This window comes from Rufibacter roseolus (assembly GCF_017916365.1).
In the GTDB taxonomy this organism is placed as follows: domain Bacteria; phylum Bacteroidota; class Bacteroidia; order Cytophagales; family Hymenobacteraceae; genus Nibribacter; species Nibribacter roseolus.
Window position 1 is genome coordinate 1,396,686 of sequence record NZ_JAFMSU010000001.1, and the last position, 26,174, is coordinate 1,422,859.

General features: G+C 50.5%; 21 protein-coding genes. 3 read left to right on the top strand and 18 right to left on the bottom strand.

The genetic code is table 11. The annotated features are described in order from the left end of the window. Positions 1-69: 69 nt before the first annotated feature. The 3 genes from J3P35_RS05575 to J3P35_RS05585 are packed head-to-tail and all read right to left on the bottom strand — an operon-like array spanning position 70 to position 2,339. On the bottom strand, positions 70-774 hold the full coding sequence (locus J3P35_RS05575) for a YjjG family noncanonical pyrimidine nucleotidase (protein WP_210463360.1): 705 nt from the start codon (positions 772-774) through the stop codon (positions 70-72). 58 nt (positions 775-832) lie between these two features. Continuing rightward, complete coding sequence (locus J3P35_RS05580; RefSeq protein ID WP_210463361.1) at positions 833-1,948, bottom strand: acyltransferase family protein; 1,116 nt, start codon at positions 1,946-1,948, stop codon at positions 833-835. Between the two features lie 4 nt (positions 1,949-1,952). Next, a complete protein-coding gene (locus J3P35_RS05585) occupies positions 1,953-2,339 on the bottom strand; it encodes an ArsR/SmtB family transcription factor (protein ID WP_210463362.1) in 387 nt (128 codons plus the stop codon). An 82-nt stretch (positions 2,340-2,421) separates the two neighbouring features. On the opposite strand from J3P35_RS05585, the gene J3P35_RS05590 reads away from it, so the two are divergent. Both J3P35_RS05590 and J3P35_RS05595 read left to right on the top strand, forming a co-directional pair. After that, positions 2,422-3,114 carry a carboxypeptidase-like regulatory domain-containing protein gene (locus J3P35_RS05590; protein WP_210463363.1) on the top strand — a complete coding sequence of 231 codons (693 nt, stop codon included), beginning with the start codon at positions 2,422-2,424 and terminating at the stop codon, positions 3,112-3,114. A 136-nt stretch (positions 3,115-3,250) separates the two neighbouring features. Next, positions 3,251-3,742 carry a hypothetical protein gene (locus J3P35_RS05595; RefSeq protein WP_210463364.1) on the top strand — a complete coding sequence of 164 codons (492 nt, stop codon included), beginning with the start codon at positions 3,251-3,253 and terminating at the stop codon, positions 3,740-3,742. Between the two features lie 101 nt (positions 3,743-3,843). Here J3P35_RS05595 and J3P35_RS05600 read toward each other — a convergent pair whose 3' ends face one another. From J3P35_RS05600 to J3P35_RS05635, 8 genes are all read right to left on the bottom strand, one after another. After that, a complete protein-coding gene (locus J3P35_RS05600) occupies positions 3,844-6,177 on the bottom strand; it encodes a M1 family metallopeptidase (RefSeq protein ID WP_210463365.1) in 2,334 nt (777 codons plus the stop codon). Positions 6,178-6,259: 82 nt separating this feature from the next. After that, positions 6,260-6,883: a J domain-containing protein gene (locus J3P35_RS05605; protein WP_210463366.1), complete on the bottom strand. Its 624-nt coding sequence runs from the start codon at positions 6,881-6,883 to the stop codon at positions 6,260-6,262. A 54-nt stretch (positions 6,884-6,937) separates the two neighbouring features. Then, complete coding sequence (locus J3P35_RS05610) at positions 6,938-7,540, bottom strand: HupE/UreJ family protein (protein WP_210463367.1); 603 nt, start codon at positions 7,538-7,540, stop codon at positions 6,938-6,940. A gap of 438 nt (positions 7,541-7,978) precedes the next feature. Further along, a complete protein-coding gene (gene clpB / locus J3P35_RS05615; RefSeq protein WP_210463368.1) occupies positions 7,979-10,597 on the bottom strand; it encodes an ATP-dependent chaperone ClpB in 2,619 nt (872 codons plus the stop codon). A gap of 565 nt (positions 10,598-11,162) precedes the next feature. Then, positions 11,163-11,720, bottom strand: a complete 558-nt coding sequence (locus tag J3P35_RS05620; RefSeq protein WP_210463369.1) for a hypothetical protein — start codon at positions 11,718-11,720, stop codon at positions 11,163-11,165. 604 nt (positions 11,721-12,324) lie between these two features. Beyond that, complete coding sequence (gene nfi / locus J3P35_RS05625) at positions 12,325-13,002, bottom strand: deoxyribonuclease V (RefSeq protein ID WP_210463370.1); 678 nt, start codon at positions 13,000-13,002, stop codon at positions 12,325-12,327. Between the two features lie 189 nt (positions 13,003-13,191). Then, positions 13,192-13,908 (bottom strand): hypothetical protein, encoded by a 717-nt coding sequence (locus tag J3P35_RS05630; RefSeq protein ID WP_210463371.1) that lies wholly within the window; start codon positions 13,906-13,908, stop codon positions 13,192-13,194. A 185-nt stretch (positions 13,909-14,093) separates the two neighbouring features. Next, a complete protein-coding gene (locus tag J3P35_RS05635) occupies positions 14,094-15,872 on the bottom strand; it encodes a T9SS type A sorting domain-containing protein (RefSeq protein WP_210463372.1) in 1,779 nt (592 codons plus the stop codon). Between the two features lie 812 nt (positions 15,873-16,684). Here J3P35_RS05635 and J3P35_RS05640 point away from each other — a divergent pair. Beyond that, positions 16,685-18,910: an NADP-dependent isocitrate dehydrogenase gene (locus J3P35_RS05640; protein WP_210463373.1), complete on the top strand. Its 2,226-nt coding sequence runs from the start codon at positions 16,685-16,687 to the stop codon at positions 18,908-18,910. A gap of 158 nt (positions 18,911-19,068) precedes the next feature. On the opposite strand, the gene J3P35_RS05645 is transcribed toward J3P35_RS05640, so the two are convergent. From J3P35_RS05645 to J3P35_RS05675, 7 genes are all read right to left on the bottom strand, one after another. Further along, the gene (locus tag J3P35_RS05645; protein ID WP_246849985.1) at positions 19,069-19,827 is read right to left on the bottom strand and encodes an SGNH/GDSL hydrolase family protein; all 759 of its coding nucleotides are present in this window, start codon (positions 19,825-19,827) and stop codon (positions 19,069-19,071) included. A 210-nt stretch (positions 19,828-20,037) separates the two neighbouring features. Then, complete coding sequence (locus J3P35_RS05650; RefSeq protein WP_210463374.1) at positions 20,038-20,517, bottom strand: hypothetical protein; 480 nt, start codon at positions 20,515-20,517, stop codon at positions 20,038-20,040. 182 nt (positions 20,518-20,699) lie between these two features. Further along, positions 20,700-21,134, bottom strand: a complete 435-nt coding sequence (locus J3P35_RS05655; RefSeq protein ID WP_210463375.1) for a contact-dependent growth inhibition system immunity protein — start codon at positions 21,132-21,134, stop codon at positions 20,700-20,702. 252 nt (positions 21,135-21,386) lie between these two features. Next, positions 21,387-21,779, bottom strand: a complete 393-nt coding sequence (locus J3P35_RS05660) for an FEKKY domain-containing protein (protein ID WP_210463376.1) — start codon at positions 21,777-21,779, stop codon at positions 21,387-21,389. Positions 21,780-22,080: 301 nt separating this feature from the next. Beyond that, a complete protein-coding gene (locus J3P35_RS05665) occupies positions 22,081-23,148 on the bottom strand; it encodes an SDR family oxidoreductase (RefSeq protein WP_210463377.1) in 1,068 nt (355 codons plus the stop codon). Positions 23,149-23,235: 87 nt separating this feature from the next. Continuing rightward, positions 23,236-24,432: an MFS transporter gene (locus J3P35_RS05670; RefSeq protein ID WP_210463378.1), complete on the bottom strand. Its 1,197-nt coding sequence runs from the start codon at positions 24,430-24,432 to the stop codon at positions 23,236-23,238. Between the two features lie 385 nt (positions 24,433-24,817). Then, positions 24,818-26,026, bottom strand: a complete 1,209-nt coding sequence (locus tag J3P35_RS05675) for an alpha/beta hydrolase-fold protein (RefSeq protein WP_210463379.1) — start codon at positions 26,024-26,026, stop codon at positions 24,818-24,820. Positions 26,027-26,174 lie beyond the last annotated feature (148 nt).

A 26,174-nucleotide genomic window follows, 5' to 3' on the forward strand; every position in this document is an offset into this window, starting at 1 on the left:
ATAGACAAATCCTACCAGGCGGGAGTTCCCGTTTCGGGGCTGTTTTACAGAAAAGAACCCCAAAGCAGGTTATAAGAACGTCTTCAACTGGCTCAGGCAGTGCACCTCATAGGTGGGTTTCAGACGGGGGCGCTTTTTCTCGGGGTTGAAGAAAACCTGGTCAATGCCCGCGTTCATGGCGCCCAGTACATCGGCTTCCAGGCTATCACCAATCATGAGGCTCTCCTGGGCCGTGACGCCGGCGCGCTGCAGCGCATGCTGGAAAATACGTTTATCAGGTTTGGTGCAGTTGATGCACTCAGAGGTGATGATCTCAGAGAAATAAGAATCCAGCTTCGCTGACCGCATCTTGATGTATTGCACGTCTTTGAACCCGTTGGTGATGATATGCAGGACGTATTTCTCCTTCAGGTAACCCAGTACCTCGTGGGTAAACGGGAATACCGCGGTTTTGGTGGGGCAGATGTCAATAAAGGCCTTGCTGATGCCCTCGGGTATATCGGTGGGGGCCACGCCCAGGTCTGTGAGGCATTTGACAAAGCGGTTCTCCCGGAGCTGTTGCTGCGTGATTTTCCCTTTGTGGTACTGGTCCCACATGCGTTGGTTTACAAAGCTGTATTTTCGGTAGAAAGAGTCCCGGGTGAAATTCCCCAGTTGGTCTAGCTTATAGTGGTCGTATAAATGGTGCAGCGTCTCTTCAGAGTTCTTCTCGAAGTCCCACAGCGTGTGGTCCAGGTCAAAGAACAGGTGACGGTAAGTTTTAGGCTTTTTCATAACAGAAGTGCTCGCTGACAAGGCAGCAGAAGAGCAAAGTTGTTATTTTAAAACCAATCTACCGGCTTTTAGTTTCAACAAAGCGGCGCGGGGAAAACATCTTCAAGGCTTTTTTTCGCAAAGGGGCCTCCAAAACATAGTAGCCTACTACAGAAATCAAAGCCAGCAGCAGCAACACGCCTCCTTTGTTTTGCCAGACATGGAAGTAAAGGAGATCAAACCCGAAGGTATAATGGGCCAGGTAGAAAATGTAAGAGCCTTTCCCTAGCCCTTCCCCAGTTCTGGAGCCGAGTAGCTTTGAAAGCGCGGTCTTTTCCATGGCCAGCCCGGTAACCAGGCTCCCGATGAAAACGGGCAGCACAAAGTTGTTCATGGTGTGGAAGGTGAGGAACCTCAAAGCTGGGGAATCGGGTAACAGGTTGCTGACCGGAGCTATGAGCAGCATAAGGGCCAGAATACCCAAAGCGCCCACATAGGTGAATGCGCCGGCCTTTTGCGCGGACTCAAGGGGAGGGGCAGAGAACAGCAGAAACCTTTTGACGCACCAGATACCCAGGTAGAATTCAAAGCATCGTCCGAAGAAAGTAGCCCTAAGCAGAAAATTGCTGTCTGGAACAAAGGCCATTGGCAAGGGTGATTGCCCAATCAAAAGCAATAGGCCACCGGAAAGCAGGGTGACCAGAAACCACCTGAACTGGCCTAATCTCTCCCAATATAATAGAACCAAAGGCGCAGCCGCATAGAAACATACCTCTACCGTCATGGACCAGCCAACGCCAATGCCCGTGAAAGAATACTCCGGAAACAGGCCCTGTGCCATAGAAAGGTTCATCAGCCAGACGCCGGGCCTGAAATCCTGCCGAAAAACTAAAGCAGCGAGGGTGCAGAGGAGATAAACGGGGTAGATGCGGGCTACCCGGTGCAAGGCATACTGCCGCCAGGCTGCAGAATCCTTCGCCTGAAAACTTTGGCTGTACCTTAAGCCAATAAGGAAACCGCTGAGCACAAAGAAAATAGAAACACCCATGTGGCCCTCCCGGAACAAGGTGTCAAAGAACGAGGTGGCAAAGGGGACCTGGGGCTTGGCATGGTGAGCATAAACCAGGTAGGCAGCCACAGCCCGCAGTCCGGTTAAAGCCGGGAAATACCGCCCGGAGGAATCTGGGGTACGCATGCAACTACAGGCCGGTAAAGTGCCGCTGCTGCAGCCGGTTAATGGCCAGTTCGCGGTTAGAGAAGAGCGTTTGGTAAACTTCCTGGTCTTTGAGTAACAGCGGATCTTTCTCCAGGTACCCAAACATCTGCTGCAAAAAGTCCAGCATTTCGTCTTTGATATAATAAAAGGCCCACTGATCCTGTTTACGGAAGGATACCAAGCCGGTGTTTTTTAGGTAGATGAGGTGGCGGGAGGTCTTGGTTTGGGTGAAATCCAGCACCAGTTCCAGATCAGCGATACACAGCTCCTTGTTGCGCATTAACAGGTTCAGGACCCTGATCCTGGAGACGTCACTCATGGCTTTGAATACTTGTTCCCCAAAACTGACGTTAAAATGTTTGAGCCTCATGGAGTATCTCTTCGTAAAATTAATTTAAAGCTCTTCGGCACAAAGTACTATAAAAAGCCTATACTTGTAAACGAACTGATCCATGACTACGCTATATTTCAATCCTTCTCCTTTATATTCCCGCTATTGGGCGCATCTGGGGCGCTTTCTGGTGGTCCTCTTACTTCTTTCCGGAATTAGCCTCACCTCTGCGCACGGCCAAGGAGCCAAAAAGGTGATCCAGTTAACCGGGGTGGTGACTGCCGGCGATAGCCTGCTGGGGATCCCGGGCGCCAGCGTGTACATTCCCAAAGCCGGCCGCGGGACCAACACAAATGAGTATGGCTTTTTCTCTTTGCCAGTGCTGGCAGGCGATAGCGTGGTGTTCAGTTCATTGGGCTACGCCAAACAGTCTCTGGTGATTCCGCAGAGCTTTGAGAAGGACAGTTATTCCATTATCATTGAGATGCTGGAAGACCCTACGGCTCTGCCCGAGATCCGGGTTTTCCCGTATGCCACCTTCCGCGACTTTACCCAGGCGGTGCTGGCCATGAAATCGCCGGTGGAGGACATTGACCGCGAGAGCGCCATGAGCCAGCAGATCCTGGACCAGATGTTCCGGAATACGCCCATGGATGCCAACTCTAACCATCGCACGTACATGAACCTGCAGAACCAGCAGCAAATGCGCCGGGGCGGTTATAATCCCGGGGCCACCAACCCGCTGTTAGACCCGATTAAGTGGTACCAGGTCATCAAAGCCATCAAAAACGGAGACTTCAAGAACAAAGAATAAACGCAGGTTTTTTGCCAACTTCAGGGACTGTCCAGCCAACGGACAGTCCTTTTTTGTGCCTTTTTCCAAAACCAACGAAAGAGGGAAACAGAGTTCATGCCTGTCTTCTAGAGAGACAAGCTGACCTGAGACCCAAATGAAAACAACTCAATCTCTCCTCCTGGGCATAATGCTGATGCTGGCAGGCTGTAACCCGAAGCTTACGGCGCCTTCACTGGATTATTTGCCCCAAGCGCTTTTGCCCGCTTTTGAGCAAAACGGCCTTAAAACGCAGTACACCCTCAACCCCGCGCTCAATCCTTTCTACCTTCAGGGGAATTTTGACGGAGACGCTGCGGAAGACTACGCGGTGTTCCTGCAAAACAAACGCACCCAGAAACCTGCCGTTTCCTTCCTGTTGGGGACAGACCCAGTCAAGGCGATGGTAGTGGAGGAAGGGCAGTGGCCTGCCTTAAGGAGCTTTATGGAGGTCGCCTTTTGGAAAACCACATCTCATTTTCCGGCGGGGGCAGGATCAGTTTTACCGGGCATCAAGGGAAGCGGGATTGTACTGGGGCTACGGAAGCCTGAGGAGGTCCGGTGGATTTACTGGAATGGCCAGCAGTGGCAGTGCATCAATCCAGAGTGAAAGCCTAATAAAGACAAAAGCCCCACCTGCAGGCAGGTGGGGCTTTTGATGGATGGCTGTTTAGAGCCTGCTTTCAGGGAAACGGGCCAGAAACCGTTGACTTAGTTTCCGCCTTGCGAACGGGGAGCCGCTTGGCGTTGGGTCTGCTGCTGCAACGGGTTAGGCGTGATGCCGCGTGGCTGTTCTTTGAACAGCTCAAAACGGCTTGGCTGCGGACGCTGTGGATACGAGTTGTTGTTCATGTCGATGTCGGCGGTTTCCTGGAAAGGATCCAGCATGAAGCTGGCCACCGGTTTCTCGGTCACGAACACTTTAGTGATCTCTTTCTCGTCGTAGCGCCAGATCTCCGCGGGGATGCGCACAATCTCGGAAGTGCCATCCTGGTAGGTCATTTGCATCACCACTGGCATTACCAGCCCACCGTTGTTCCGGATGCCTACTTCGTAGAAGTTCAGGCCTTTCTGCAATAGGGCCCGCTCTTCAGGAGCCAAAGACTGCAGGTATTTCTGATACTGCGCTTTGCTTTCCTCGGTCACGGCCAAGGGGTCATAGGTGTTGTAGAAATCCTTCAGCTCTGGTTTGGTGTCTACCAGGGTCTTCTGGATGTCCTGCAGGTTGCGCTGTTGCGACAGGCTCTTAGGCGCGGCGTTGATCTCGGCGCGGCGTTTGGCGTTCTCCACCTCGGGGTTGCGGGTGTCTACAGAGTACCATTTTACGCCGGTGAGTTCCTGCTCTACGTGGTCGGTGGTGTAGAACCAGCCTCTCCAGAACCAGTCCAGGTCGGTGCCCGAGGCATCTTCCATGGATCTAAAGAAGTCTGCTGGCATGGGGTGTTTGAAAGCCCAGCGGCGGCAATATTCTTTGAAGGCGTAATCAAACAGCTTGCGGCCCATCACGGTCTCGCGCAGGATATTCAAGGCGGTGGCCGGTTTGCCGTAGGCGTTGTTTCCTAACTGCGTGATGGACTCAGAGTTGGTCATGATGGGCTGCTGCATGCTTTTGTCCATCTTCATGTAGGTCACCATGTTTCTTGGCTCGCCACGGCTGGAAGGGTAATCACGCTGCCATTCCTGCTCGGTCAAATACTGCACAAAGGTGTTCAGGCCTTCGTCCATCCAGGTCCACTGACGCTCATCAGAGTTGATGATCATCGGGAAGAAGTTGTGTCCCACTTCGTGGATGATCACGGAGATCATGCCGTACTTGGTGCGCTCCGTGTAAGAGCCGTCTTTCTCCGGACGACCGCCGTTGAAGGAAATCATCGGATACTCCATCCCGCCCACGGCGCCGTGCACCGAGATGGCCACTGGATACGGGTAGTCAATGGTGAATTTGGAGTAGGTTTTGATGGTGTGCGCTACAACCTCGGTGGAATACTGGCCCCACAATGGATTTCCTTCCTTGGGGTAATAGCTCATGGCCAGCGTGTTTTTACCGGCGTAGTTCACGTTCATGGCATCCCAGATGAACTTACGGCTAGAGGCCCAGGCGAAATCGCGCACATCTTTGGCCACGAACGTCCAGGTCTTTTTGCCTTTGGCTTTGTTTTTCTCGGCTTTCAGGGCTTCCTCCGGCGTCACAATCAAAACAGGCTTATTGGCTTTCTTGGCCTGGGCCAGGCGGCTGCGTTGCGCAGAGGTTAAAACATCTTCGTTCTGCAACTCGCCGGTAGAGGCTACCACGTGGTCTGAAGGTACGGTGAGGCTCACTTTGTAGTCCCCGAACGGCAGGGCGAACTCGCCGGTGCCCAGGAACTGCTTGTGCTGCCAGCCATTCACATCGTCATACACAGCCATGCGCGGGAACCATTGGGCCATCTGGTACTCGTAGTTGCCGTCCTCGGGGAAGAACTCGTAACCGCCGCGACCGCCTTGTTTTTTCTGGTCGTTGATGAGGTTGGTCCAGTCAATGCTGAACTTCACGCTCTGCTTGGGTTTCAAAGGCTGGGGCAGGTCAATGCGCATCATGGTGAAGTTGATGGTGTAGGGCAGGGCTTTGCCGTTCGCATCTTTCACCGATTTGATTTTGTAACCGCCGTCAAACGTCTGCTCGGCCAAAGCCTCGGCCACGCCAAAGGTAGGCTTGTCCGGGATCTTGTTCGTGCGGGTGAGGTTGGTCATGGAATTCTTCTCGAAGATGTTCTGGTCCAGCTGTACCCACAGGTAGGTCAGGACATCGGGCGAGAGGTTGGTGTAGGTGATAGTCTCCGAGCCGGTGAGCGATTGGTTGTCATCGTTCAGCTCGGCTTTGATGTTGTAGTCGGCGCGCTGTTGCCAGTACTCGTGGCCCGGGGCGCCGGAAGCGGTACGGTAGGTATTGGGGGTAGGCAATTCCTGCGCCAGTTGCCTGAACTTGGACTTGTCAATGTTTTCCTGCGCCAGAACCGGTGCTGCCAAACCTAGGAGCAGCCCGGAGGCGAGTAAGAATTGTTTCATTTAGTGTTGAAGGTTGTGTTTGTTGGATTGTGAGAAAAAGCAAATTGGGCAAATAAAGGCAAAGAAAAAAGCAGACGTGCTCTTATTTAGACATTTGGGGAAGATCCTCGCCAAAGTGCTTCCTGATATCCTGCCGCAAAACCTTCATGAGCCGGAAGATGGCAGACCCAATAGGGACCGTGATCACGCCCAGCAACAGGTGCTTGTATTGCCCCGAATAGAAGAAAAGAAAGGGAACCAACATAAAGGTGAAGCCCGTGAGAAAGCCAAGGAAAAGCACCAGGTAGCTGCTGCCCCAGGCCAGGACGTACCACCACTTTTTCTTCATCTCCAGGGTGCGCTGCACGTACGCTTGGTGGTCTTTCTCGCGCTGGCGGCGGGCTCTTTCCCGCGCTACGGCCGCCCAGGCCAGGTACTCCTTAGGATCGGCGGGCGGATCATAGACAAACTCGTATTTTTCCCAGTCAGACTGCTGTTTGGGTGGCGCTGTGTAAGAGTAGGAAGCGGAAGGTGCCGCCGCGGCTACCTCCTTGAAACGCTGCAGATACTCATACGCCGACTGGATGCGCATGAACATGGCCGGCGCCTCAGGGTCTTTGTTTCTGTCTGGGTGGTACTGCAAGACCAGTTGCCGGTAGGCATGCCTTACCTGGGGCATCTCAGCGCCAAAAGGGACTCCTAATACGCGGTAAGACTCGGTCAGCATGGGTGCGGCTTATAAAACAGGAAAGCAGGGGCGCTCCTGATTTATACTTGTTTTTCAGAAAATGGCTGAAAAATCCTGGTTTAAAATTAACATAAGGGCAATAGCCCCGGCTGCGCTGCTGATGCCCAACGCCCAGTCGCGTTTCTGGATCGGTAAGGCCCTGGTGAGGAGGAAATTAAGGATGAGTACAATCAGGACAATCAGCAACTGACCTATCTCAATGCCCACGTTGAAGGCCAATAATTCCAGCACAATGTTCTGCCCCTGGCCCAGCAGAGATTTGAGGTAATTGGAGAAGCCCATGCCGTGGATGAGCCCGAAGAAAACGGCGAACGCGTTGTTCAATGACCAGACCGCGCCGCCTTTCTTTTTAACCTTGCCCAACTGGGTGAAATTGTACAAACACGTGAGCAGGATGGTGATAGGGATAAGCAGTTCTATGAGTGCGGTATTGAACTTTATCAGGTTAAGGGTAGACAAAGCCAGCGTAATGGAATGCCCAATGGTGAAGCTGGTGACCAGGGCCAAAATGCGGCGCCACTCACTGCCAGAATACATGGCGCACATGGCCAGCACAAACACCATGTGGTCATACGCCTGAAGGTTGAAAATGTGGTGAAAGCCTAATTGAAGGTAGGTGAAGAAGACGGATGACACTTTTGTTTGCTGTATTAAAATGGTGTTAGTCAGGCAAGATTAGAAAAAAGCCTCAGGGATGCAAGTTCTGTGGGTGATGAGGGAGCAGGTGAAGGTGAGTTTCTGGTTCCTGCCTGTTTTAGAAAATACATGCCGAAAACGTAGCGGCGTTACACCGTAACGCCGTGTGGCCACAGGGCAATACCGCTGCCAATAACCTGAATTGTGCTTTAGGATTAAATAGACAAATATCTTTGGCGTGGTAAGGCTTCTGGGGAAAGGAAGCCAACGGCTGCGTATGACCACGGCGTTACGGTGTAACGCCGCTACATAAATGGTTTAAGGGCTGTTTTCTCATAATCTGCCCTGAATCTGGGTGGCCATCATTTTGAATGAGTAATAAAAAAAGGCGCCGGAGAATTGCTTCCCGACGCCTTCACTTCAACTTAAAACAACGGATTATCTATCAATGGGCAGATCAATGTCCACGTTGATGAACTTGATCTCGCCGTCTTCCAGCACCGCTTCCACTACCGCGTCTTTCCGGATGTCACCAGACAGGATCGCTTTGGACAGCTCGTTCAGGATGCGGCGTTGCAGCACACGTTTCAGCGGACGGGCCCCGAACTGCGGATCGTAACCTTCTCGGCCCAGGAAGTCCAGTACCTCTTCGGTTGCTTCCAGACGGATACCGCTGTCTTCCAGACGCTCCTGGATGTGGCGGAACTGGATGTCCACAATCTTCCGGATCTCTCTGGAGCTCAACGGACGGAACATGATCAGCTCATCAATCCTATTGAGGAACTCAGGCCGAAGCGTTTTCTTCAGCACCTCAAAGACCTCGTCACGGGTCCGGTCAATGGTAGGTTCCGGGTTCAGTTCGTCCAGATCCTGGAAGTTTTCCTGGATGATGTTCGCGCCTATGTTGGAGGTCATGATGATGATGGTGTTCTTGAAATTCGCCACCCGGCCTTTGTTATCGGTCAGACGACCATCATCCAACACCTGCAGCAGGATGTTGAATACATCCGGGTGCGCTTTCTCAATCTCGTCCAGCAAGATTACAGAGTACGGCTTCCGGCGAACGGCTTCGGTCAGCTGACCACCTTCATCGTAACCCACGTATCCCGGAGGCGCTCCCACCAGACGACTCACGGCGTGGCGTTCCTGGTACTCACTCATGTCAATCCGCACCATGGCGTTCTCGTCATTGAACAGGAAGTCGGCCAAGGCTTTGGCGAGCTCGGTTTTACCCACCCCGGTAGTACCCAGGAAGATAAACGATCCGATGGGGCGTTTAGGGTCCTGCAACCCAGCCCGGCTTCGGCGCACGGCATCAGAAATGGCGGCAATGGCTTCTTCCTGACCAGCCACGCGGCGGCCCAGTTCTTCTTCCAGGTGCAACAGTTTCTCACGGTCGCTTTGCAGCATTTTGTTTACCGGCACGCCGGTCCACTTGGCTACCACTTCGGCGATGTCCTCGGAGGTGACTTCTTCCTGCAGCATGTGGTCGCCGTCTTGTTGCTGTTTCACCTGCTCTTGCAGTTCGCGCAGTTTGGCTTCGGCTTCCTGAATCTTACCATAGCGCAGCTCAGCCACTCTACCGTAGTCACCGGCGCGTTCAGCGTGCTCGGCCTCCAGACGGAATTGCTCAATGGCCTCTTTCTGTTTCTGGATGCCTTCAATGACCTGTTTTTCGCTCTGCCACTTGGCGCGCAAGGCGTCACGGGTTTCGCTCAAATCAGCGATTTCCTTGGAAAGCAGGTTCTCTTTCTCTTTATCATTCTCGCGGCGGATGGCTTCACGCTCAATCTCCAACTGCATGATCTTACGCTGTACCTCGTCCAGCTCTACCGGCAAAGAGTCAATCTCGATGCGCAGTTTAGAGGCAGCCTCATCAATCAAGTCAATGGCTTTGTCTGGCAGGAAACGGTCAGAGATGTAACGGCTGGATAATTCTACCGCGGCAATGATCGCATCGTCCTTGATGCGCACCCCGTGGTGCAGCTCGTATTTCTCCTTGATCCCGCGCAGAATGGAAATCGCATCCGGGATGCTTGGCTCATCCACGGTCACAGCTTGGAAGCGGCGCTCCATCGCTTTGTCTTTCTCAAAGTACTTTTGGTACTCTTTTAAAGTAGTGGCACCAATGGCATGCAACTCACCACGGGCCAAAGCTGGTTTCAAGAGGTTGGCGGCATCCATGGCGCTGTCGCCACCGGCACCGGCCCCAATCAAGGTGTGGATCTCGTCAATGAAGAGCACGATTTCGCCTTCAGAGTCTACCACTTCTTTGATCACCGCTTTCAGGCGCTCCTCAAACTCACCTTTGTATTTGGCACCCGCTACCAACAGACCCATATCCAGGCTCATGATGGTTTTGGTTTTCAGGTTCTCGGGCACGTCACCAGACACAATGCGCTGGGCCAGGCCTTCCACAATGGCGGTTTTACCCACGCCCGGCTCACCCAGCAGAATAGGGTTGTTTTTGGTACGGCGGCTCAGAATCTGCAGCACCCTGCGGATCTCTTCGTCACGGCCAATCACCGGGTCAATCTTGCCCAGACGCGCCTGCTCGTTCAAATCAATGGCGTAGCGCTTAAGGGAGTTGTATTTCGCCTCGGCGTTCTGGTCGGTTACCTTAGAGTCACCACGCAGTTCTTTGATGGCGGCTTTCAGGCCTTTCTCGGTGATACCCGCGTCTTTCATGAGCGTGGCCACCCGGTCTCTACCAGCCAGCAAGCCCAGGAGCAAGTGTTCAATGGCGACGTACTCATCGTCAAATTCCTTCAGGTATGAATTGGCTTTCTGCAGTGCAGCGGCCGCATCATTGCCCAGGTACGGACTGCCCCCGCTCACTTTAGGGTAAGCGTTCACAATCTCGTCCAGACGCGTGTTGAATTGGTTCACGTTTACGCCCAGTTTCTTCAGGTAGAAACCGGTCACGTTCTCGTCGGTCTGCAGGATGCCCTTCAGCAAGTGCCCCGTCTCGATGGCCTGCTGCTGGTTGCCGCCGGCAATCTCGGTCGCCTTCTGCACGGCTTCCTGCGATTTGATGGTATAGTTGTTAAAGTTCATAGCGCTATCTAAGTCTTTCCGTAGTTTCTAAGTTTGTTATGACGATAGTAGCAAATGAGGTGCCTACCCGTTTTTGGCCTGTTTTCCGGAAAAAGTGGCAGAAACGGGAGGGTGTTTATTTAACATAATGAGACAAAAAGTCTGCAAGTGGAACAAGCAGGTGGCATAGACGCTCGCAGGTCCTCCGGACGCTACGAGGTCTTTTGAGTAAGCGGTATTGCGGAGGCAAACGTAGTTGAACCCACCCCTACCCCTCCTAGGAGGGGAGTTATCTGCTACTGTAAGGAGGAAATGAATTCTTAATGATTCCTTTAGCTTGGACTCAGATTTAAGGTCTTGGCTGCAAAACGATAGAGCAGAAATCCCCCATTATTAAGCAGAATATCTTTTGCGTTTTACCCCTAGTTATGGCAAAACATCCTCAAACCGGAATGGCCCAATTCCCCTCCTGGGAGAGGGAGGGGTGGGTTCAAATGGGTTCAACTGCGTTTCTAACCTCTTTTTCCCACAATCCCCTAAAAACACATTCCCTACTTAGGATTCAGAACTCAAGACTCAGAACTCATTATGCCATCTGCCGCAGTTTCTGCAGCATCTCATACAGGAGGCGGTAGATTTCCCGCAGTTCAGAGATGTCCAGGATGGCTTCGTCTTTGGAGAAGGTAAGCACGGTCTCGGGGCCGGTCTCGTCGGCGTCTTCGTCTAGTTTCAGGCTGCAGTTCTTATGCTTCAGGAGCATGTCATGGATAGCGGGATCAGAGAGCAATGCTTTGAGGGTTTCCGGCTGGTTTGTCTTGATGATGAAGGCGTCGTCAATGTCTGGGTAACCCAGTTCAATGTCTTCCATCCCGAAGAACTTGCCTACTTCGTCCATCCAGCCTTGTTCATGTAAGGCAAACCGCAGGGAAACGTGCGCCGGCACGGGGGCCATGAATGTGGTGGACGAGATGCCGCTTTCAAAGCCGCCGCCTAGGTCAAGGTCGGTGTCAAAGTAAATCTGGGTGCCGTGCTGCTGCAGGAGCGCAGAATAGGATAACAACTCTTTCTGGCTGGCCATGTCATAGGCTACCAGGTGCCAAAGTTCTTCTTCAGAGGAGGCGGAAAAGGATTTGATTGTTTCCATAGAGTTTTAGGTTGGTGGACGCTGCCTGTAAAAGCCCGCGTTTTCACCGTAAGGACGTAAGTGGGGAGCTTCGGGTTGGCTACGGCGACGGGCAGGCTAAAAGGGCGGCCCTTGAAGTAAGCCAATAATTGCCGCAGATGCAAATGGTGCTGCGCTGTTTTTCAATGTGTTAAGTTCAGGTGCCCAGATTGTGAAAGTTTGCCGGCCCAGGTTTTCTTCAATACTTTGATTTGATCTGGTTTTCACCAGATAATCTACTCACAGGCTTTTTTGTTGCCTGTTTCCGGGTGACCCAAGAACCAAAGGGCGCCACAGGAAAGAGCCTTTCCCTAACAGGGAAAGGCTCTTTGGGGATCCAAAAAACAACGGCTATAGGGTACGCATCAGGCATTGGCTTGCAGAAAGCTTCAATGGCCTGGGGCACGGTATCTGTTCCTTCTTTAAAATTATAGTAGCAGTAAGAGGCTCTTAGAATATACTAGTGCCATTTGGGTTGGTTTGGGAAAATGGGGCAGATGAACGCAAATCCAGTACATATACAGACACATTGCTTACCAGATGCCGTATTTGCCGACCCTGCCTCCGTATTCTCTCATGTACGGGTTTAAACCACCTCTTTCTTGTATACCTCGGCGTAGTGATCGGCCAGGCGGGTAGGCTCGGGCAGTTTGTGCTTGATAGCAGTCTGCAGGGCAATGGTCGTGGCGGTTTCCAGGTCCATCAGGTGGCCCGGCGATACAAACACCGGCTTCACTTTGTCTTTGGTCCGGATCACGTTGCCGATGTGTTCCTGCCGGTGCAGGAGTGGGGTAATGCTGCCTTTCATGAGGGCAGGCTCCTCGTAGCGGCCGGTCAATACTTTCTTGGCCACGCCCATGGTAGGTTTGTTCAACAGTACGCCCAGTTGGCTGGCAATGCCTAGACGGCGCGGGTGCGCAATGCCGTGCCCGTCTACCATGATCAGGTCAGGGGTGTGCTGCAGCTTGCCGTAGGCCTTCACCAGATTAGGGGCCTCCCTAAATGCCAGGAAACCCGGAATGTAAGGCAGCTCCACCGGGCCGTAGTGCCACACGCTTTCCACCAGTTCCAACTCAGGGTAAGTCAGCACCACGAACACTGACAGAATATTCTCCCCGATGAAAGATGAATCACAGCCGGCCAGCAGCTTCAGGTCGAAGTCTGGTTTCTGCAGCACCACCTGTTTCCGCAGCACTTCCTGCTGCTCGGTCAGGGTCTTAACAAGCTGGGGGTCTGGGGGAGGAAGGTGCGAGGGCCAGGCCATACGGAGAGTTCTGAATCTTGAGTTATGGGTCTTGGGTTTTGCGCGAAGCTGTTTTGAGGCTGATTTTAGAAAAGTTGGCCTAAAACAGATTTGTTCCTGTCTCTTACGGTGGTTAGGCTGGCAAGATGCTTCCACTTGCGGTGAGTTTGTCTGAAAGCCAATTCGCTTTCATGATACTTGATACCAGAATCAAGCGCTGCACGGTACTGAGAGGTCTATGAACAGCACCCGCCACTGGCCATTGATCTGCCCGAAATGGAATCTGAAACCGCTTTTGGTGTGCAGTACTGTTTTGCTGACCAGTAGTTGGGTTTGGTAAACTTTCTGCTCTTCCTGGGCTGGTAAACCGGCGTATTTGTTGGCCTCATTCTTTCTGAAAGCTGCGGCATCAGCCACAAAGCAGCCCTGCCGGGTGAAATTGTTGTCCTCGCCCTGGCAGGTAATGGTGGGCAGCGCCTTCACTTCTTCCAGTTTGCAGTCTTTGATCGTTTCCCCGATGGAGAAGAACGGCCGCGCTCCGGCATTGGCTCGCTTGAAGTTCCTGATATCCGTGACATGGGTGAATTGCGGAACCGCACCCGGGGTTTCAATGAGGTAAAGTCCCCTTTCCGGGTCTATCCATTGGTTGAATTCTTGGGCTTGCTGCTGGGTGATGGTTTCCCTGAAGTTTTCAAAAAACGGCTTAAAATCAAGCGAAGCGCCAGGCGTTGGCTTTTTTACCACCTCGTCCTGCACTGCGTTCAGGGTGTCTTTGGCCAATACATCGGCTTGTTGGCGCTGCTCTTCTGTCTGGGTTCCTAGCGCAGGACGTTCCTTTTCCGTGGTGGCATTTTCCCTGCCTTCATTTGGTCCGCAAGCAAACAAGAGCAGTGTGGCAAGCGCCAGGGCATAGTTCCGTGTCTTCATGCGCCTTATACGTAGGTAGTTGCCTGGTGAAGCACATTGTCATTATGCAGATGATTGGCAGGTGGGAGCAAAGGGAAGGTGCCAACATAAAAGCCTCAGGGCACTTTGCTCTGTGAGGAACAAGGTGCCCTGAGGCATTATCCGTAAGCAAGTGCTTAACTGGTTTTGAAAAGGATCTTGATGGCTTATTGCTTAAAGAACTTGCTAACAGAGTGGTTTGATTTCACCAGGTAAAGGCCGGCGGCTAATTCCCGCACGGACAATTGCACCGATGCCTCGTTCTTGGGCAGTACCACTGTTCTTACCAATTTGCCCGCCGCATTCAATATATAGAAGGTCTGGTCTTGCTGGGAGGTGGACCCTGCTTTGAGGGTAAGTGCATCGGAGGCTGGGTTTGGATAGGTGGTCACGGTAGAAGACTGTGGTTCTCCTTTATAGGCCAGGTAAATGGTTTTGGATCGCTCAAATTTGCCGTCATAGTCAACCTGGGTTAAGCGGTAGTAGTTGGCGCCTGGTTTAGGGGACCGGTCTACAAAGGAATACTTGAGGAGAACGTTGCTGTTACCGGCACCTTTTACCTCGCCAATGGCCACAAAGGTTTTGCCGTCCTGGCTGCGTTCTACCACAAAACGCTCATTGTCTTTTTCGTTCGCGGTAATCCAATCCAGCTTAGCGCCCTCGGCTACTTTCTTTACACCAAAGGCGGTCAAGGAGATGGGCAGCGGATCTGGACCGGTGCCGCCGTTGCTAGGAGCGCTGGGGGTAGAATAGTCTACCGGCGGTGCTGGCATGTTTATATTCCGCCAGGCTAAATCAGAAATCGCGAAACCTTGCTGTCCTTTCCCGTTTTGCGGAGGAATGCCATTGTAAAAGGTGAATTCAACCCTGTCAACCGGCTCCAGGAAAGTGATGGTGACATCACCCTCTGGGGAAGATCCGTCAATGCTCGCTCCTCCGGCGGCAGAAGTTTTGCTTCTGAAGAATATCGTATTTCCCTCCTGGGCCATTTCATTGGTGGCGGTGGTTTGTGTATACCGTTTCTGGGGCAAAATAGGTGTAGTGCTTCCGGTGCGGTAAGCAACAATCTTTAAGATATCTAAGAACTGGTTTCTGTTCATGTCTATGTCAAAGAGTGAGAAGGTTAGTCCCTCCACAGCGGTATTTCTGAAATGAAGCGTGTTCAGTGAGTAGTTGTTTGAAGTGACCCCTCCGGCATGTTGCTGCGAGATAGAGTAAGCGTGTATGTTTTGGTAATCTGGGGTAACCTGCTGGGTGTACATATTGGCCGTGCCAACTTCCTGCTTGTTCCATTGCATTTTGACCCCGTCTGCCTCATAGTAATTATTGCTGCCATACCGTGCTATATTGTAGGGTACCTCGCCGCCCACTCTGTTATCCCAACTGAACTTTGACAAGGCCGCTGGAAGGCCAGGCCCCCCGTAGGGTATTCCGGTAATGGTAATATCATCAATGGCGTAAGCGGTGGAGGCATCAGTGACAACGAAAGTCCAGCGTAATTTTACCCTGCCTTTGTTAAAACAGTCGGGTAAGGAAATACCTAGTTCTGCATTCACTTTTGACCATTCGGTGCCTACATCAAACCATTTGTCAACTGGTACCCAAGCGCCGCCATTAAAGCTGTATTCCAGAAGCAAAGCTGTCTCTCCGGCTTTTTTTCCACCCCAGCTTACGTCTATGTCTTCGTACCCTCCGGTAGATAACTCACCCAGCTCTAGTATATAGGTGCCTGGGGTAGTCCCTGTCTTGAGATGTGTTCCCTTAGAAGCCTTGGTATAGGAGGTAGTGCTGTTCGGGGTGGTTCCAGTTTGCCAGTTATGCGTGATGCTGTTAAAGGTGCCTACAAAATTTTCGTGGTAAAGAGTGGTTCTAGGGGCTTGTCCATACACCTCTACCTGTAGTAATGCTACTACGCCTACAAGGATCACTAGTAAAAATGATTTCATAAAGGGGAATATTAAATTACTGGTATATATAAAATGCGAAAAGTGCTTTTCTTGGTATTTATGTTAAATTATATCTTGTTGTTATTATATAATTGGTTTAAAAATATGTCGTAAATTATATTTTATTTAACTATTTAACAATAGGTAAGTGCTTTGAGGAATTCTTAGAGTGGGTGCGGAAAGTAGTGGTGAATGCAAATAATGCTACTCATTTTCTTTGCGGTAGCCTTAAAATTGTATCTTTGTATAAAATAGTTATATTAAAAATATAATAAATTATTTTTAAAAAATATTTGCTAAAAATTTATACTACCCCCATAAGGTTCTTTAAGCCTTATCTGGCTTGGCGCGGAAGAAAGCTCTTTGAATGCTATTAGTTAGAGAGAAGACCTTGAAAGCAGCGTGGTATATAATTCATCCAAGCCAGTATTTTAAGAAGTAGAATCCTAGCCAGATAAAGTTTGGTGCGAGTTAATTGTGCTGATGGTGAGGAGGTTATGGTTTTGGCTTGCCCCGGAGCTTGTATGCGGTATCCTGGCAGACAGGCATCAATGTTCAATGGCTACCAAATAGAGGACGGGCTCGTGACCTGTTTTCTAAGGGGTGGGCAGAGAGGTAAGCTGCTTTTCTTAATCCTGATGCCCATTTGTGCGTAAGGGAATAGGTTGTGTCTGCCCGGTGCTCCCGGGTAGGCTATATGAAAAAGTCGCTTATATTTGCTAGGTAAACCCTGCCTTTAACGGCAGGGCACAGGTCTGAAATCGTTTGGGGTTGTAAAGCCCCGGGTGATAGTATTTAATTTAAAGAGCAACATGACAAAAACCGCGAAGATCATTTATACCATTACAGATGAGGCGCCGGCCCTGGCTACGCAATCTTTTCTGCCTATTGTGAAAGCCTTCACCAAGGCAGCCGATATTGAGGTGGAAACCAGAGACATCTCTCTGGCAGGCCGAATTTTGGCTACTTTCCCAGACCATCTAAGAGAAAACCAGGCCCAAAACGACGACCTGGCCTACCTGGGTGAATTGGCCAAAACCCCCGAAGCCAACATCATTAAATTGCCGAACATCAGTGCCTCAATTCCGCAGTTGACGGCGGCTATCAAAGAATTGCAGGCCCAAGGCTATAACATCCCAGATTATCCGGCCAACCCGCAGACTGATGCCGATAAAGAGATCAAGGCTCGTTACGCTAAAGTATTGGGTAGCGCGGTGAACCCAGTTTTAAGAGAGGGTAACTCTGACCGCCGCGTGGCCGATGCGGTAAAACAATACGCCAAAAAGAACCCGCACTCTATGGGTGCCTGGTCTTCAGATTCTAAGTCGCACGTGGCGCACTTGGACGGTGGCGATTTCTACGGCAGCGAGCAGTCTGTAGTAATGGAGCAGGGCGGCGAGGTAAGAATTGAGTTTGTAGCGGCAGACGGTACCACCACCGTGCTTAAAGACAAACTTGCCCTGAAAGCCGGTGAAGTGATTGACGCCTCCCGCATGAGCAAAAAGGCATTGCGCGCTTTCTATGAGAAAGAGATCGCCGATGCCAAAGCATCGGGCTTGTTGCTTTCCCTGCACCTGAAAGCCACCATGATGAAGGTTTCTGACCCTATCATGTTCGGGCACGCGGTAACCGTGTTCTTCAAAGACGTATTTGAGAAGCACGCAGAACTGTTCAAGTCTATTGGGGTAGATGCTAACAACGGTCTGGGCGATGTGTACAGCAAAATCCAGGCGTTGCCAGAAGAGCAGAGAGCAGCCGTAGAAGCTGACCTGCAAGCCGCTTACCAGAACGGACCGGCCATTGCCATGGTTGATTCTGACAAAGGCATCACCAACCTGCACTTCCCTAACGACGTGATCATTGACGCGTCTATGCCAGCGGCTATCCGTTCATCGGGCAAAATGTGGGGACCAGATGGCAAACTGCACGATACCAAATACATGATCCCAGACCGCAACTACGCGGGCATCTACCAGGAAGTAATCGATTTCTGCAAAGAGAACGGTGCTTTTGATCCTAAAACCATGGGCACGGTGCCTAACATCGGGTTGATGGCGCAGAAAGCCGAGGAGTACGGTTCGCATGACAAAACCTTCCAGATCACTACCGCCGGGACCGTTCGCGTGGTGGATGCATCGGGCAATGGCCTGATGGAGCACCAGGTAGAGGAAGGCGATATCTGGAGAATGTGCCAAACCAAAGACCTGCCTATCCAGGATTGGGTGAAACTGGCCGTAACCCGTGCCCGCATCACCAACACGCCAGCTATCTTCTGGCTTGATAAAAACAGAGCGCATGATGCCAACCTGATCAAGAAAGTAGAGCGGTACCTGCAAGACCATGACACCTCCGGGCTGGACATCCAGATCATGTCTCCGGTAGAGGCCATCCGGTATACCTGCGAGCGCGCCAGAGCGGGCCAGGACACTATTTCCGTGACCGGTAACGTACTACGTGACTACCTCACTGACTTGTTCCCGATCATTGAGTTGGGTACCAGCGCCAAGATGCTTTCCATTGTGCCTCTGCTGGACGGCGGTGGACTGTTTGAAACCGGTGCCGGTGGATCTGCCCCTAAGCACGTACAGCAGTTCATGGAAGAAAATTACCTGCGCTGGGATTCCCTGGGCGAGTTCCTGGCCCTGGCCGTTTCGCTGGAGGATTTGGCCTACAAGACCAAAAACGAAAAAGCCCAGGTTCTAGCCGAGACCCTGAACCAGGCCAATGCCGAGTTCCTGGAGAAAGACAAGTCACCTTCGCGTAAAGTGGGTGGCATTGATAACCGCGGCAGCCACTTCTATCTGGCGCTTTATTGGGCCCAGGCCCTGGCGGAGCAGTCCAAGAACGAGGAACTGAAAGCCAGATTCTCTTCTTTGGCCCAGGCGCTAACTGAGAACGAGGAGAAGATTGTTCAGGAGCAGATCGCGGCCCAAGGCAAACCGGTTGACTTGGGTGGCTACTTTCACCCTGACTTCAACAAAGCGGCTGAGGCCATGCGCCCAAGCGCTACCTTAAACGCATTCATTGACCAGTTCTAAGAAGAACTGATTTTAAAACAAAAAGGCCGCTGGAGATTCTCTCCGGCGGCCTTTTTGTTTTAGCACGCTAACGTTAAAAGGTGAGTAGGTAAGCTTTGAATTTTTATTGCTTGCGGTTATCAGGTAATATCTGAGCGCAATTTTAGATTTTACCACCCCTACGGAAAAGCAAGAAACGACACCTGGAGCTCGCCCAGCTTTTTATATCCTAAGGCATTCATATGGATAGGATCGCGATAATACAGATGCTTGTTGTAGATATTATAGCCGCCTAAAGTAAATTGGTCAAGAACGGGAATGCCGTGGAGCGAGCAAATCTGTTTTTGCATCTCAACGTATTTGTTCATCCCCTGCGCGTAAAGCGGATCGTAGCCTCCCCGGTCATTGAAGGCTTTGCTGGAGGTGAAAAAGTAGATGATTGCCTGAGGGTTTTTCTCATAGATCCTTTTTATGCAGTAGTTAATCCCGCCTGCTTGAGTAGTTAGTTTCTTTTTATCATAGCCGTCAAATTCTGTATAGTCTGTGTAAGACCCAATCTCTCTTTTATTGGTATAGTCATTTGTTGAAGCCCAAAGAATATAGATGTCAAACACACCGGCTTCATCAACCTGTTTCTGAACAGATTTCCCCTGCAAGGAAGAAAAACCTGCACCAGGCACTCCGTAATTAGTAACAGTCAACCCTAAGGATTTTTTCCACATGATTTTGGCGCTGTCACTTTCAGGAATAACAGAAACAGAGCCACCAAAAACAGCTACAGACTTGCCGTAATTCAAAGATTGTGCAAATGGTAAACCTTTAATTTTATTTTGTGAGAAAACGTTGGTTGAAATTAGAAGGAAAAGAATAAACAAATAATTTAAGCTGCTTCTCATGGTGATAAATTTGAGGTTGTATTTGGTTGAAGATTGTTTCAAGTAATTTCTGGTTTAATTGAAGTCCTTGTTTTTTTTCTTTGAGGATCTTAATTATAGATAAGTTAAGTCTCTTTTTATAAGTTGATTTCTGATACGTCTATTGGGTTAATATACGCTCAATGGTTAGTATAAACGACGACTGAGGCAGTCGGCCGATGCTGGCGTTTAGCTCTTGTTAGCGGTTCGTGCTTTTTTCTATCGGAATATTGCTTATGCAAAACGAACAAAATATTCAACAATAATTAAAATCGGGACCAAGAATGGTAGTCCAACTGAGAACCACAGTCCCAGCTTATATAAGCTTTGTCTGTAGGATTGGCTATTGTCCTTGTTAAAGTTTTTATCTACTATGTATCCGAGGTTGTAAAATATATTGGCAATAAGCATCATAAATAAATAGCCAATCCCTTGAAAAAATATTGTAAACAAGGTTATTTCAAAGTTGTAGTCGTAAGGAGCGATCAAAAGCCCGCCGAGGATAGCATAAGCAAAGAAAGCAGTAACTCCTGCAACTACGAGTGCTAAATTGTATTTCCCTCTTTTATTTGACCACCATTCTCTACTTGCCAAAGAGTCATTTATTTTTTTGCCAACTAGCGACTGCGTATCTATACGTTCAGGTTTTATCATATATTTGACTCCAAATCCTGCCAGAATCAAAATACCTAATGCTAATATTATTGTTATCATTTAGTTGTTTATCATATGTGCATGACTGCTAAAGTCTGGCGAGGCCGTAGGGCGAAGGTTGGCGTTTATGCCTTATTGGCAAGCGTTTTTCTTTTTACTTTATCTGATTATGTTTTTAGCTTCTTTTCTGAAAATGCAGGCAGAAATCGAAATCCGGTTAAGATAAATCTTCTAGTTTTGGTTTATTCAGTTAGTTTGAAATTATGAAAAGCATCGAAAATGTCTTTTCGGATATCTTTAGTTGTGTCAAACTCTTGTAGGACTATTTTGTTAAAGTCGAATATTTTGCAGATTTTTTGCCGGTTTTCTTTTTCTAACTCCCAATATCTCTTATCGCTTTTCAGGACGCTCTGTAACAGATCGCCCTCGAAATAATCCCCTTCAGCCAAAATGTTAGACTCTAATGTTTCTATGGCTATTGGTATTAGGTATTTCAAACCTATGTTTTGGCCAATCATTATCCTTAAATCTTCGGTTGTGAAGTCTTGAAGCGGCTTCTTTCTTAGTGAGCTGCAAGTCCTTATTAGATACGTACTTTCCTCTGGATCTAATGAAGGCCAAATCTTTTTCTCAAGGCTCTCCAAGGTTTTAGACTTCCAATTATCCTCAATTTTCATATTTTAAATGCTTGCCAACGTACTTGTGTAAACGAGGGCGAGGCCGTCGGCCGCTGCTGACGTTTACACGTTGTTAGGTCTAGTTTTTTCTTTTTAGTGACCGCATTTTCTTACTGTTTATGGCCTGTTTTCTAGAAAATAGCCTTAAAACAGGTGCAAATATTAGGTGAAGCCGGTTATTTTAAATTGTACCTTTTTAGCCCGTTTTCTGAAAATCATGCTGAAAACGCAAAAGCTTGAATTATTTGACTATCACTTTTTAAACCCGATTACATCCTTCCTGATTTTTCTCTTCCACTTTGTCCCATGTGTTTCTGTAAGGTAGGAGAAGATTCTTTGGTTGTAAGCTCTCGCGTATTCTAGTCTAGGGCCAGTGCAGCCAGATTCGTAATAATAGGCCTTGAAAGTTTCCTCAAACTCGCTGTCCGTGGGATAGACTACTGGTGATATACCACTTTGGAGCAGCAGAAAAGGAAGTCCCTTTCTTATATCTTCTTCAGCGAGTTCTTTGGCCTCCTCTATGCTCTGGACAAAAACTATTTTGATAGCACCGCTTTGGTTGTATTGCTCGTCCGTAATCTTCACTGTCTGACCGTAAGCCATTGCGGAAGAAAGTATCAGTAGAACGAGGAGCAAATTTTTCATTTCTGTTTTTAAAATTAGACCTAACTACTGTGTAAACGGAGTGAGCTCCGGCTATTGGTTCTGTGTGCTAACGTCAAACTTCCGTTTATCCGACCAACGGTAGTCAGATAACCGGAACCGGGCCGCCGAATATACTATATTGTGCAAATATTATATGAGCCATTCTGTTTTCGGCTTCCTTTTTCTAAAACGTACTAAAAACAAAGGAGGAGCAGCCACAAGGCTGCTCCTCCTTTGTTTTCATCAAGAGGCAAATCGTCTTAAATACTACTTTCATTTTCAGTACCTATGCCAGATTCTTCTACGGAATCAGGCGGTCTTTCCGCAACTGCTCAAACAGGTCGAAAAAGGACTCATCGGTTCTTTGGTAGACGTGGAAACCCAGTTGGCGGCTTTTAGACATATCGGTCATGACCTCGATGGGGCGGCCCAGGTCCAGGTCGGTGTGCCAGGCCGAGGCAAGGCGGTCTAGGTTGGGTTCTGCCAGGTTGTATTTCTCGGCAATTTGTCGCCATAACTCGCCGTCTTTCGCTAACTCGGCTTCCAGCGGATGGATGGTGCCGTCATAGCCCACGGCCTTCACGCCAAACCATTGGGCCAACTGGTACCACAGTTTGTTCCAGCGGAAGTACTCGCCGTTGACTACGTTGAAGGCTTCGTTACGGGCGGCCTCGGTGGTGGCGGCCCACACCAGGTGCTTGGCCAGCACGCGGGCATCGGTCACGTCAGAAAGGCCGTTCCATTGTGCGGAGGAACCCGGCCAGTGGAACGGCCGACCGGTCTCTTTGCAGATAGTAGCGTAAACGGCCAGGGTAGTGCCCATGTTCATGAGGTTGCCCACGGCCTTGCCGATGATGGTGTGCGGCCGGTGGATGCTCCAGGTAAAACCATCGCGCTCAGCGGCGGCGTACACTTCGTCTTCTTGGGCATAATAGAAGTTCTCCATGTCCAGGCGCGGATGCTCCTCGCGCAGCGGCGTCTCGGGCAGGAACCCTTCAGTGGCGTAGGCCTCAAACGGGCCCAAGTAATGCTTCAGGCCGGTCACCAGCGCCACGTGCTGCACCGATTTCTTGGGCGACAACACAGCCAGCAGGTTCCGGACCATGGCGCTGTTCACCCTAATGTTCTCGGCCTCGGTTTCTTGGCGCATCCAGCTGGTGAAGAACACGTGCGTCGGCACAATGTCGGCTAAGGCGGCCTGCAGGCTCTCGGGGCTTTGCAAATCAGCGGCCACGGGTTGCAGGCCGGGTACATCGGTTTGGGGGTTGCGGGCCAGACCGTAGGTGGTCCATCCCTGGGAGAGGAGTTCCTGGGCCAGGTTGCTGCCTACAATTCCGCTGGAACCCACTACTAACGCTATCTGATTCATGGTGGTGTCTTAGGTTGAAGTTGATGTAAACAGGTGCCTCGTTTTCGCACCGTTTTCTAAAAAGTACCCCCTTTTCGACTTAAGAGTTTACGCGATGGCCAGTTTTCTGGCTTTTTGTCTATAAGCCGCTACCAGCAGCAGGCAGAACAGCACCCCGGTAAACGCCAGCGCGGCGCCCACATATTCCGGAGACGTGTACCCGAACCCAGCCGCAATGGGCAAGCCGCCCAGGAAAGCCCCCAGCGCGTTGCCCATGTTTGACGTAGCCTGCAGCAGGGAAGAAGCCAGCATCTCGGCACCTTTGGCCTGCTGCACAATGAGCATCTGCATGGGCGCGATCATCCCAAAACCAATGGCCCCGATGAGAAACGTCATCATAATGGCGGTAGGTTTGAACTGGACCAAAGCGACCATAAGGAAGAGAGCTGCCACCATGCTCACCAACAGGAGGGTAGTGGTGGTCAAAGGAGAGAAACGGTCGGCCAGCCGACCACCCACGAAATTGCCTACCACCATGCCCAGGCCCGCCACCACCATGATAATGGTCATGACGTTATTGCTGAACCCGGCAACCTCGGTCATGAGCGGCGCGATGTAGCTGATCCAGGCAAAAAAGCCGCCGGTGCCAATGGTGGAGATGCCGATGATGTACCACAGCTCCTTGTGCCGGAAAATGTTGAGGCTCTTGAGGAAGCTGGTCTCCGAGTCTGATTTCACCGAAGGCATCCAAACCTTCACCGCGAACGCCGCTACCAAGGCAACTGCCGCAATCAAGGCAAAGGAAAACCGCCAGCTATAGTTGTGCCCGATGAAGGTCCCCAGCGGCACCCCAATGATATTGGCCACCGTCAGCCCCGCGAACATCACGGAGACCGCTCTTGCCTCGCGGCCAGGTTCGGCTAATTTACTCGCCACCACCGCGCCAATGCCGAAGAAGGCCCCGTGCGGCAGACCGGCCAGAAGTCTGGTAGCCATGAGTAAGGGGTAACTGCTCATCAGGGCGAACAAGCCATTGAAGATGCCCACCATCAGCATCAGGCCGATTAATACTTTCTTGGGCGGCATGTTGGAGGTGAGGCCCACCATCAAAGGCGCGCCAATCACCACGCCCAGGGCGTAAATGGAAATGAGGTGACCCGCCTCGGGAATGGAAATGTTGATGGCCCTGGACATATCGGGCAGAATGCCCATCATCAGGAACTCGGTCATGCCTATGCTGAAACCACCCAATAGAAGGGAAATCAGGCTCAGTTTGAAGAGGGGAGGATTGTTGGTACTTTTCATGTAAGCGTAAGATTGTTCATCCGGAGATGGTAAAAGGATAGCCGTGCCTTCTTGCCCGGGATGAGCCGAAGAAAGCACAATAACCGGTTTGTAGTTTAAAGGTAGGTAAACATAAGTTAAGCCATCCGCAGCAGGTTGGTATGGTACAATAAACCACTGCCCCTAACGGAGTACCTGCCGCGCTAAAAAGTAAATACGAATTAGGTCTAACGATCCTGGTGCCTTGATGTTCCCCTGAAAAAGACAATCAAGTATAAATCCCATTTCTTCCTAAGAAGATCTGCACCAGCGTTTTAGTCCTGTTTTCTCAAAAACAGCCCCAAAACGAAAAGGGAGCGACTAGTGGCCGCTCCCTCTTTTATTAACCAAGCTTTGTGCCCCAACCTTACCGACCGGCTTCCAGGCTTTTTAACTTCCTACGGGTTTCTGCTACCTCCTCCAGAGACAGGGCCTTCCTGAATGCTTCCATGGCTTTCTTCTTATCCCCTATGGCCACGTAATAGTCGCCCATAGAGTCATGCAGGTTACCGTCTGCGGGGTAATTGTCCAGGTTCAGCTTGAAGAACTGGTAGGCCCTTGCATACTGCTTGTTACCCAGGGCAATGTAGCCCAGCGCGTTCACCGTCCCCGCTGAGGGCAGCACCTGGTACTGTAGTAGGGCAGACACGGTACGGAAATGATTTTTGAGGTAGTCTACGGTGACGGTAGAATCTTTTAAGTCCTTATCTAGCTCATATTTTTTAAAGAAATACCGCAGGGCGTCATATTGCGCTGGGAACGGTACCGAGCCATGGTTGTCTTCTGGGTAATATTTCCAGGCCCAGGCCAGGTTCTTGCTTTTTCTGAGCGTCTCTCTGAAAAGCAGGTGATTTCTCACATTATGATTGTCTTGGGTTTTGTCCTGCACCACCCGCACGGTATCCATTCCCTTCTCCATGGTGTTGGCAACCGCATAAAATAGGCTTTCGGTGGCGTAGTCTTTTTGAGTGAGGGCTTTCTCAGCCTGTTTCATGATGAGTTGCTTGTCCCACCAGATGCTAGGATCAATGGCCACGTAAGAAGTAAACAAGGCTGGTTGATGCACCAGGGCCTGCAAGACGGTCAAGCCACCCAAAGAATGACCTACAAACATACGGTACGGCTGGGTTTGGTAGCGTTTCTCAATGTAGGGCATTACTTCCTTCTCCAGAAAGGCCATGAAGTTGGGCCCGCCACCCGAGGATTTCAGGTCATTGGCAGGCTCTCCACTGGCCCAAAAAGGATAATGGGTGGGCGTTAGGTCCCTCACCCGGCCTGTGTTTTCAATGCCTACTATGATCATTTCAGGCATCTTGCCTTGTCCGCTCAGATAGTCCACCGTACCGGCCATGGACGTAAAAAAAGCCTCTCCGTCTAACAGGTACATCACCGGGTATCGTGTTTTCGCGCCATCGCCAGATTTAGGCACATACACCCACAAGTGTCGGTCCTCTTTTAGAATAGCCGAATGAATAGTTTCTTTAGTGCCGATGGTGATTTGGTTGTCGTTCTGCCTGGCCGCCTGGCCAAAGCAAAGCGCAGGGAGTAGAAGTAAAATGGAAAGGAATACTCTCATGAGAGGTGGAGGAAGTAAAGGAACAGGGGTTGAAATTTTAAGGATTGATATTCAAAAGTAAGCTGATCTTACCGATCACACGCAAGAAAAGGCTATATATAATTACTGGTATGTTTCGCTGTTAGCTTCTTGCTTTATGAAACAAGTT

Coding starts and splice junctions, on each gene's coding strand:
- J3P35_RS05575 (WP_210463360.1), bottom strand. CDS start 774: ATGAAAAAGCCTAAAACTTACCGTCACCTGTTCTTTGACCTGGACCAC.
- J3P35_RS05580 (WP_210463361.1), bottom strand. CDS start 1,948: ATGCGTACCCCAGATTCCTCCGGGCGGTATTTCCCGGCTTTAACCGGA.
- J3P35_RS05585 (WP_210463362.1), bottom strand. CDS start 2,339: ATGAGGCTCAAACATTTTAACGTCAGTTTTGGGGAACAAGTATTCAAA.
- J3P35_RS05590 (WP_210463363.1), top strand. CDS start 2,422: ATGACTACGCTATATTTCAATCCTTCTCCTTTATATTCCCGCTATTGG.
- J3P35_RS05595 (WP_210463364.1), top strand. CDS start 3,251: ATGAAAACAACTCAATCTCTCCTCCTGGGCATAATGCTGATGCTGGCA.
- J3P35_RS05600 (WP_210463365.1), bottom strand. CDS start 6,177: ATGAAACAATTCTTACTCGCCTCCGGGCTGCTCCTAGGTTTGGCAGCA.
- J3P35_RS05605 (WP_210463366.1), bottom strand. CDS start 6,883: ATGCTGACCGAGTCTTACCGCGTATTAGGAGTCCCTTTTGGCGCTGAG.
- clpB (WP_210463368.1), bottom strand. CDS start 10,597: ATGAACTTTAACAACTATACCATCAAATCGCAGGAAGCCGTGCAGAAG.
- J3P35_RS05620 (WP_210463369.1), bottom strand. CDS start 11,720: ATGGAAACAATCAAATCCTTTTCCGCCTCCTCTGAAGAAGAACTTTGG.
- nfi (WP_210463370.1), bottom strand. CDS start 13,002: ATGGCCTGGCCCTCGCACCTTCCTCCCCCAGACCCCCAGCTTGTTAAG.
- J3P35_RS05630 (WP_210463371.1), bottom strand. CDS start 13,908: ATGAAGACACGGAACTATGCCCTGGCGCTTGCCACACTGCTCTTGTTT.
- J3P35_RS05635 (WP_210463372.1), bottom strand. CDS start 15,872: ATGAAATCATTTTTACTAGTGATCCTTGTAGGCGTAGTAGCATTACTA.
- J3P35_RS05640 (WP_210463373.1), top strand. CDS start 16,685: ATGACAAAAACCGCGAAGATCATTTATACCATTACAGATGAGGCGCCG.
- J3P35_RS05650 (WP_210463374.1), bottom strand. CDS start 20,517: ATGATAACAATAATATTAGCATTAGGTATTTTGATTCTGGCAGGATTT.
- J3P35_RS05655 (WP_210463375.1), bottom strand. CDS start 21,134: ATGAAAATTGAGGATAATTGGAAGTCTAAAACCTTGGAGAGCCTTGAG.
- J3P35_RS05660 (WP_210463376.1), bottom strand. CDS start 21,779: ATGAAAAATTTGCTCCTCGTTCTACTGATACTTTCTTCCGCAATGGCT.
- J3P35_RS05665 (WP_210463377.1), bottom strand. CDS start 23,148: ATGAATCAGATAGCGTTAGTAGTGGGTTCCAGCGGAATTGTAGGCAGC.
- J3P35_RS05670 (WP_210463378.1), bottom strand. CDS start 24,432: ATGAAAAGTACCAACAATCCTCCCCTCTTCAAACTGAGCCTGATTTCC.
- J3P35_RS05675 (WP_210463379.1), bottom strand. CDS start 26,026: ATGAGAGTATTCCTTTCCATTTTACTTCTACTCCCTGCGCTTTGCTTT.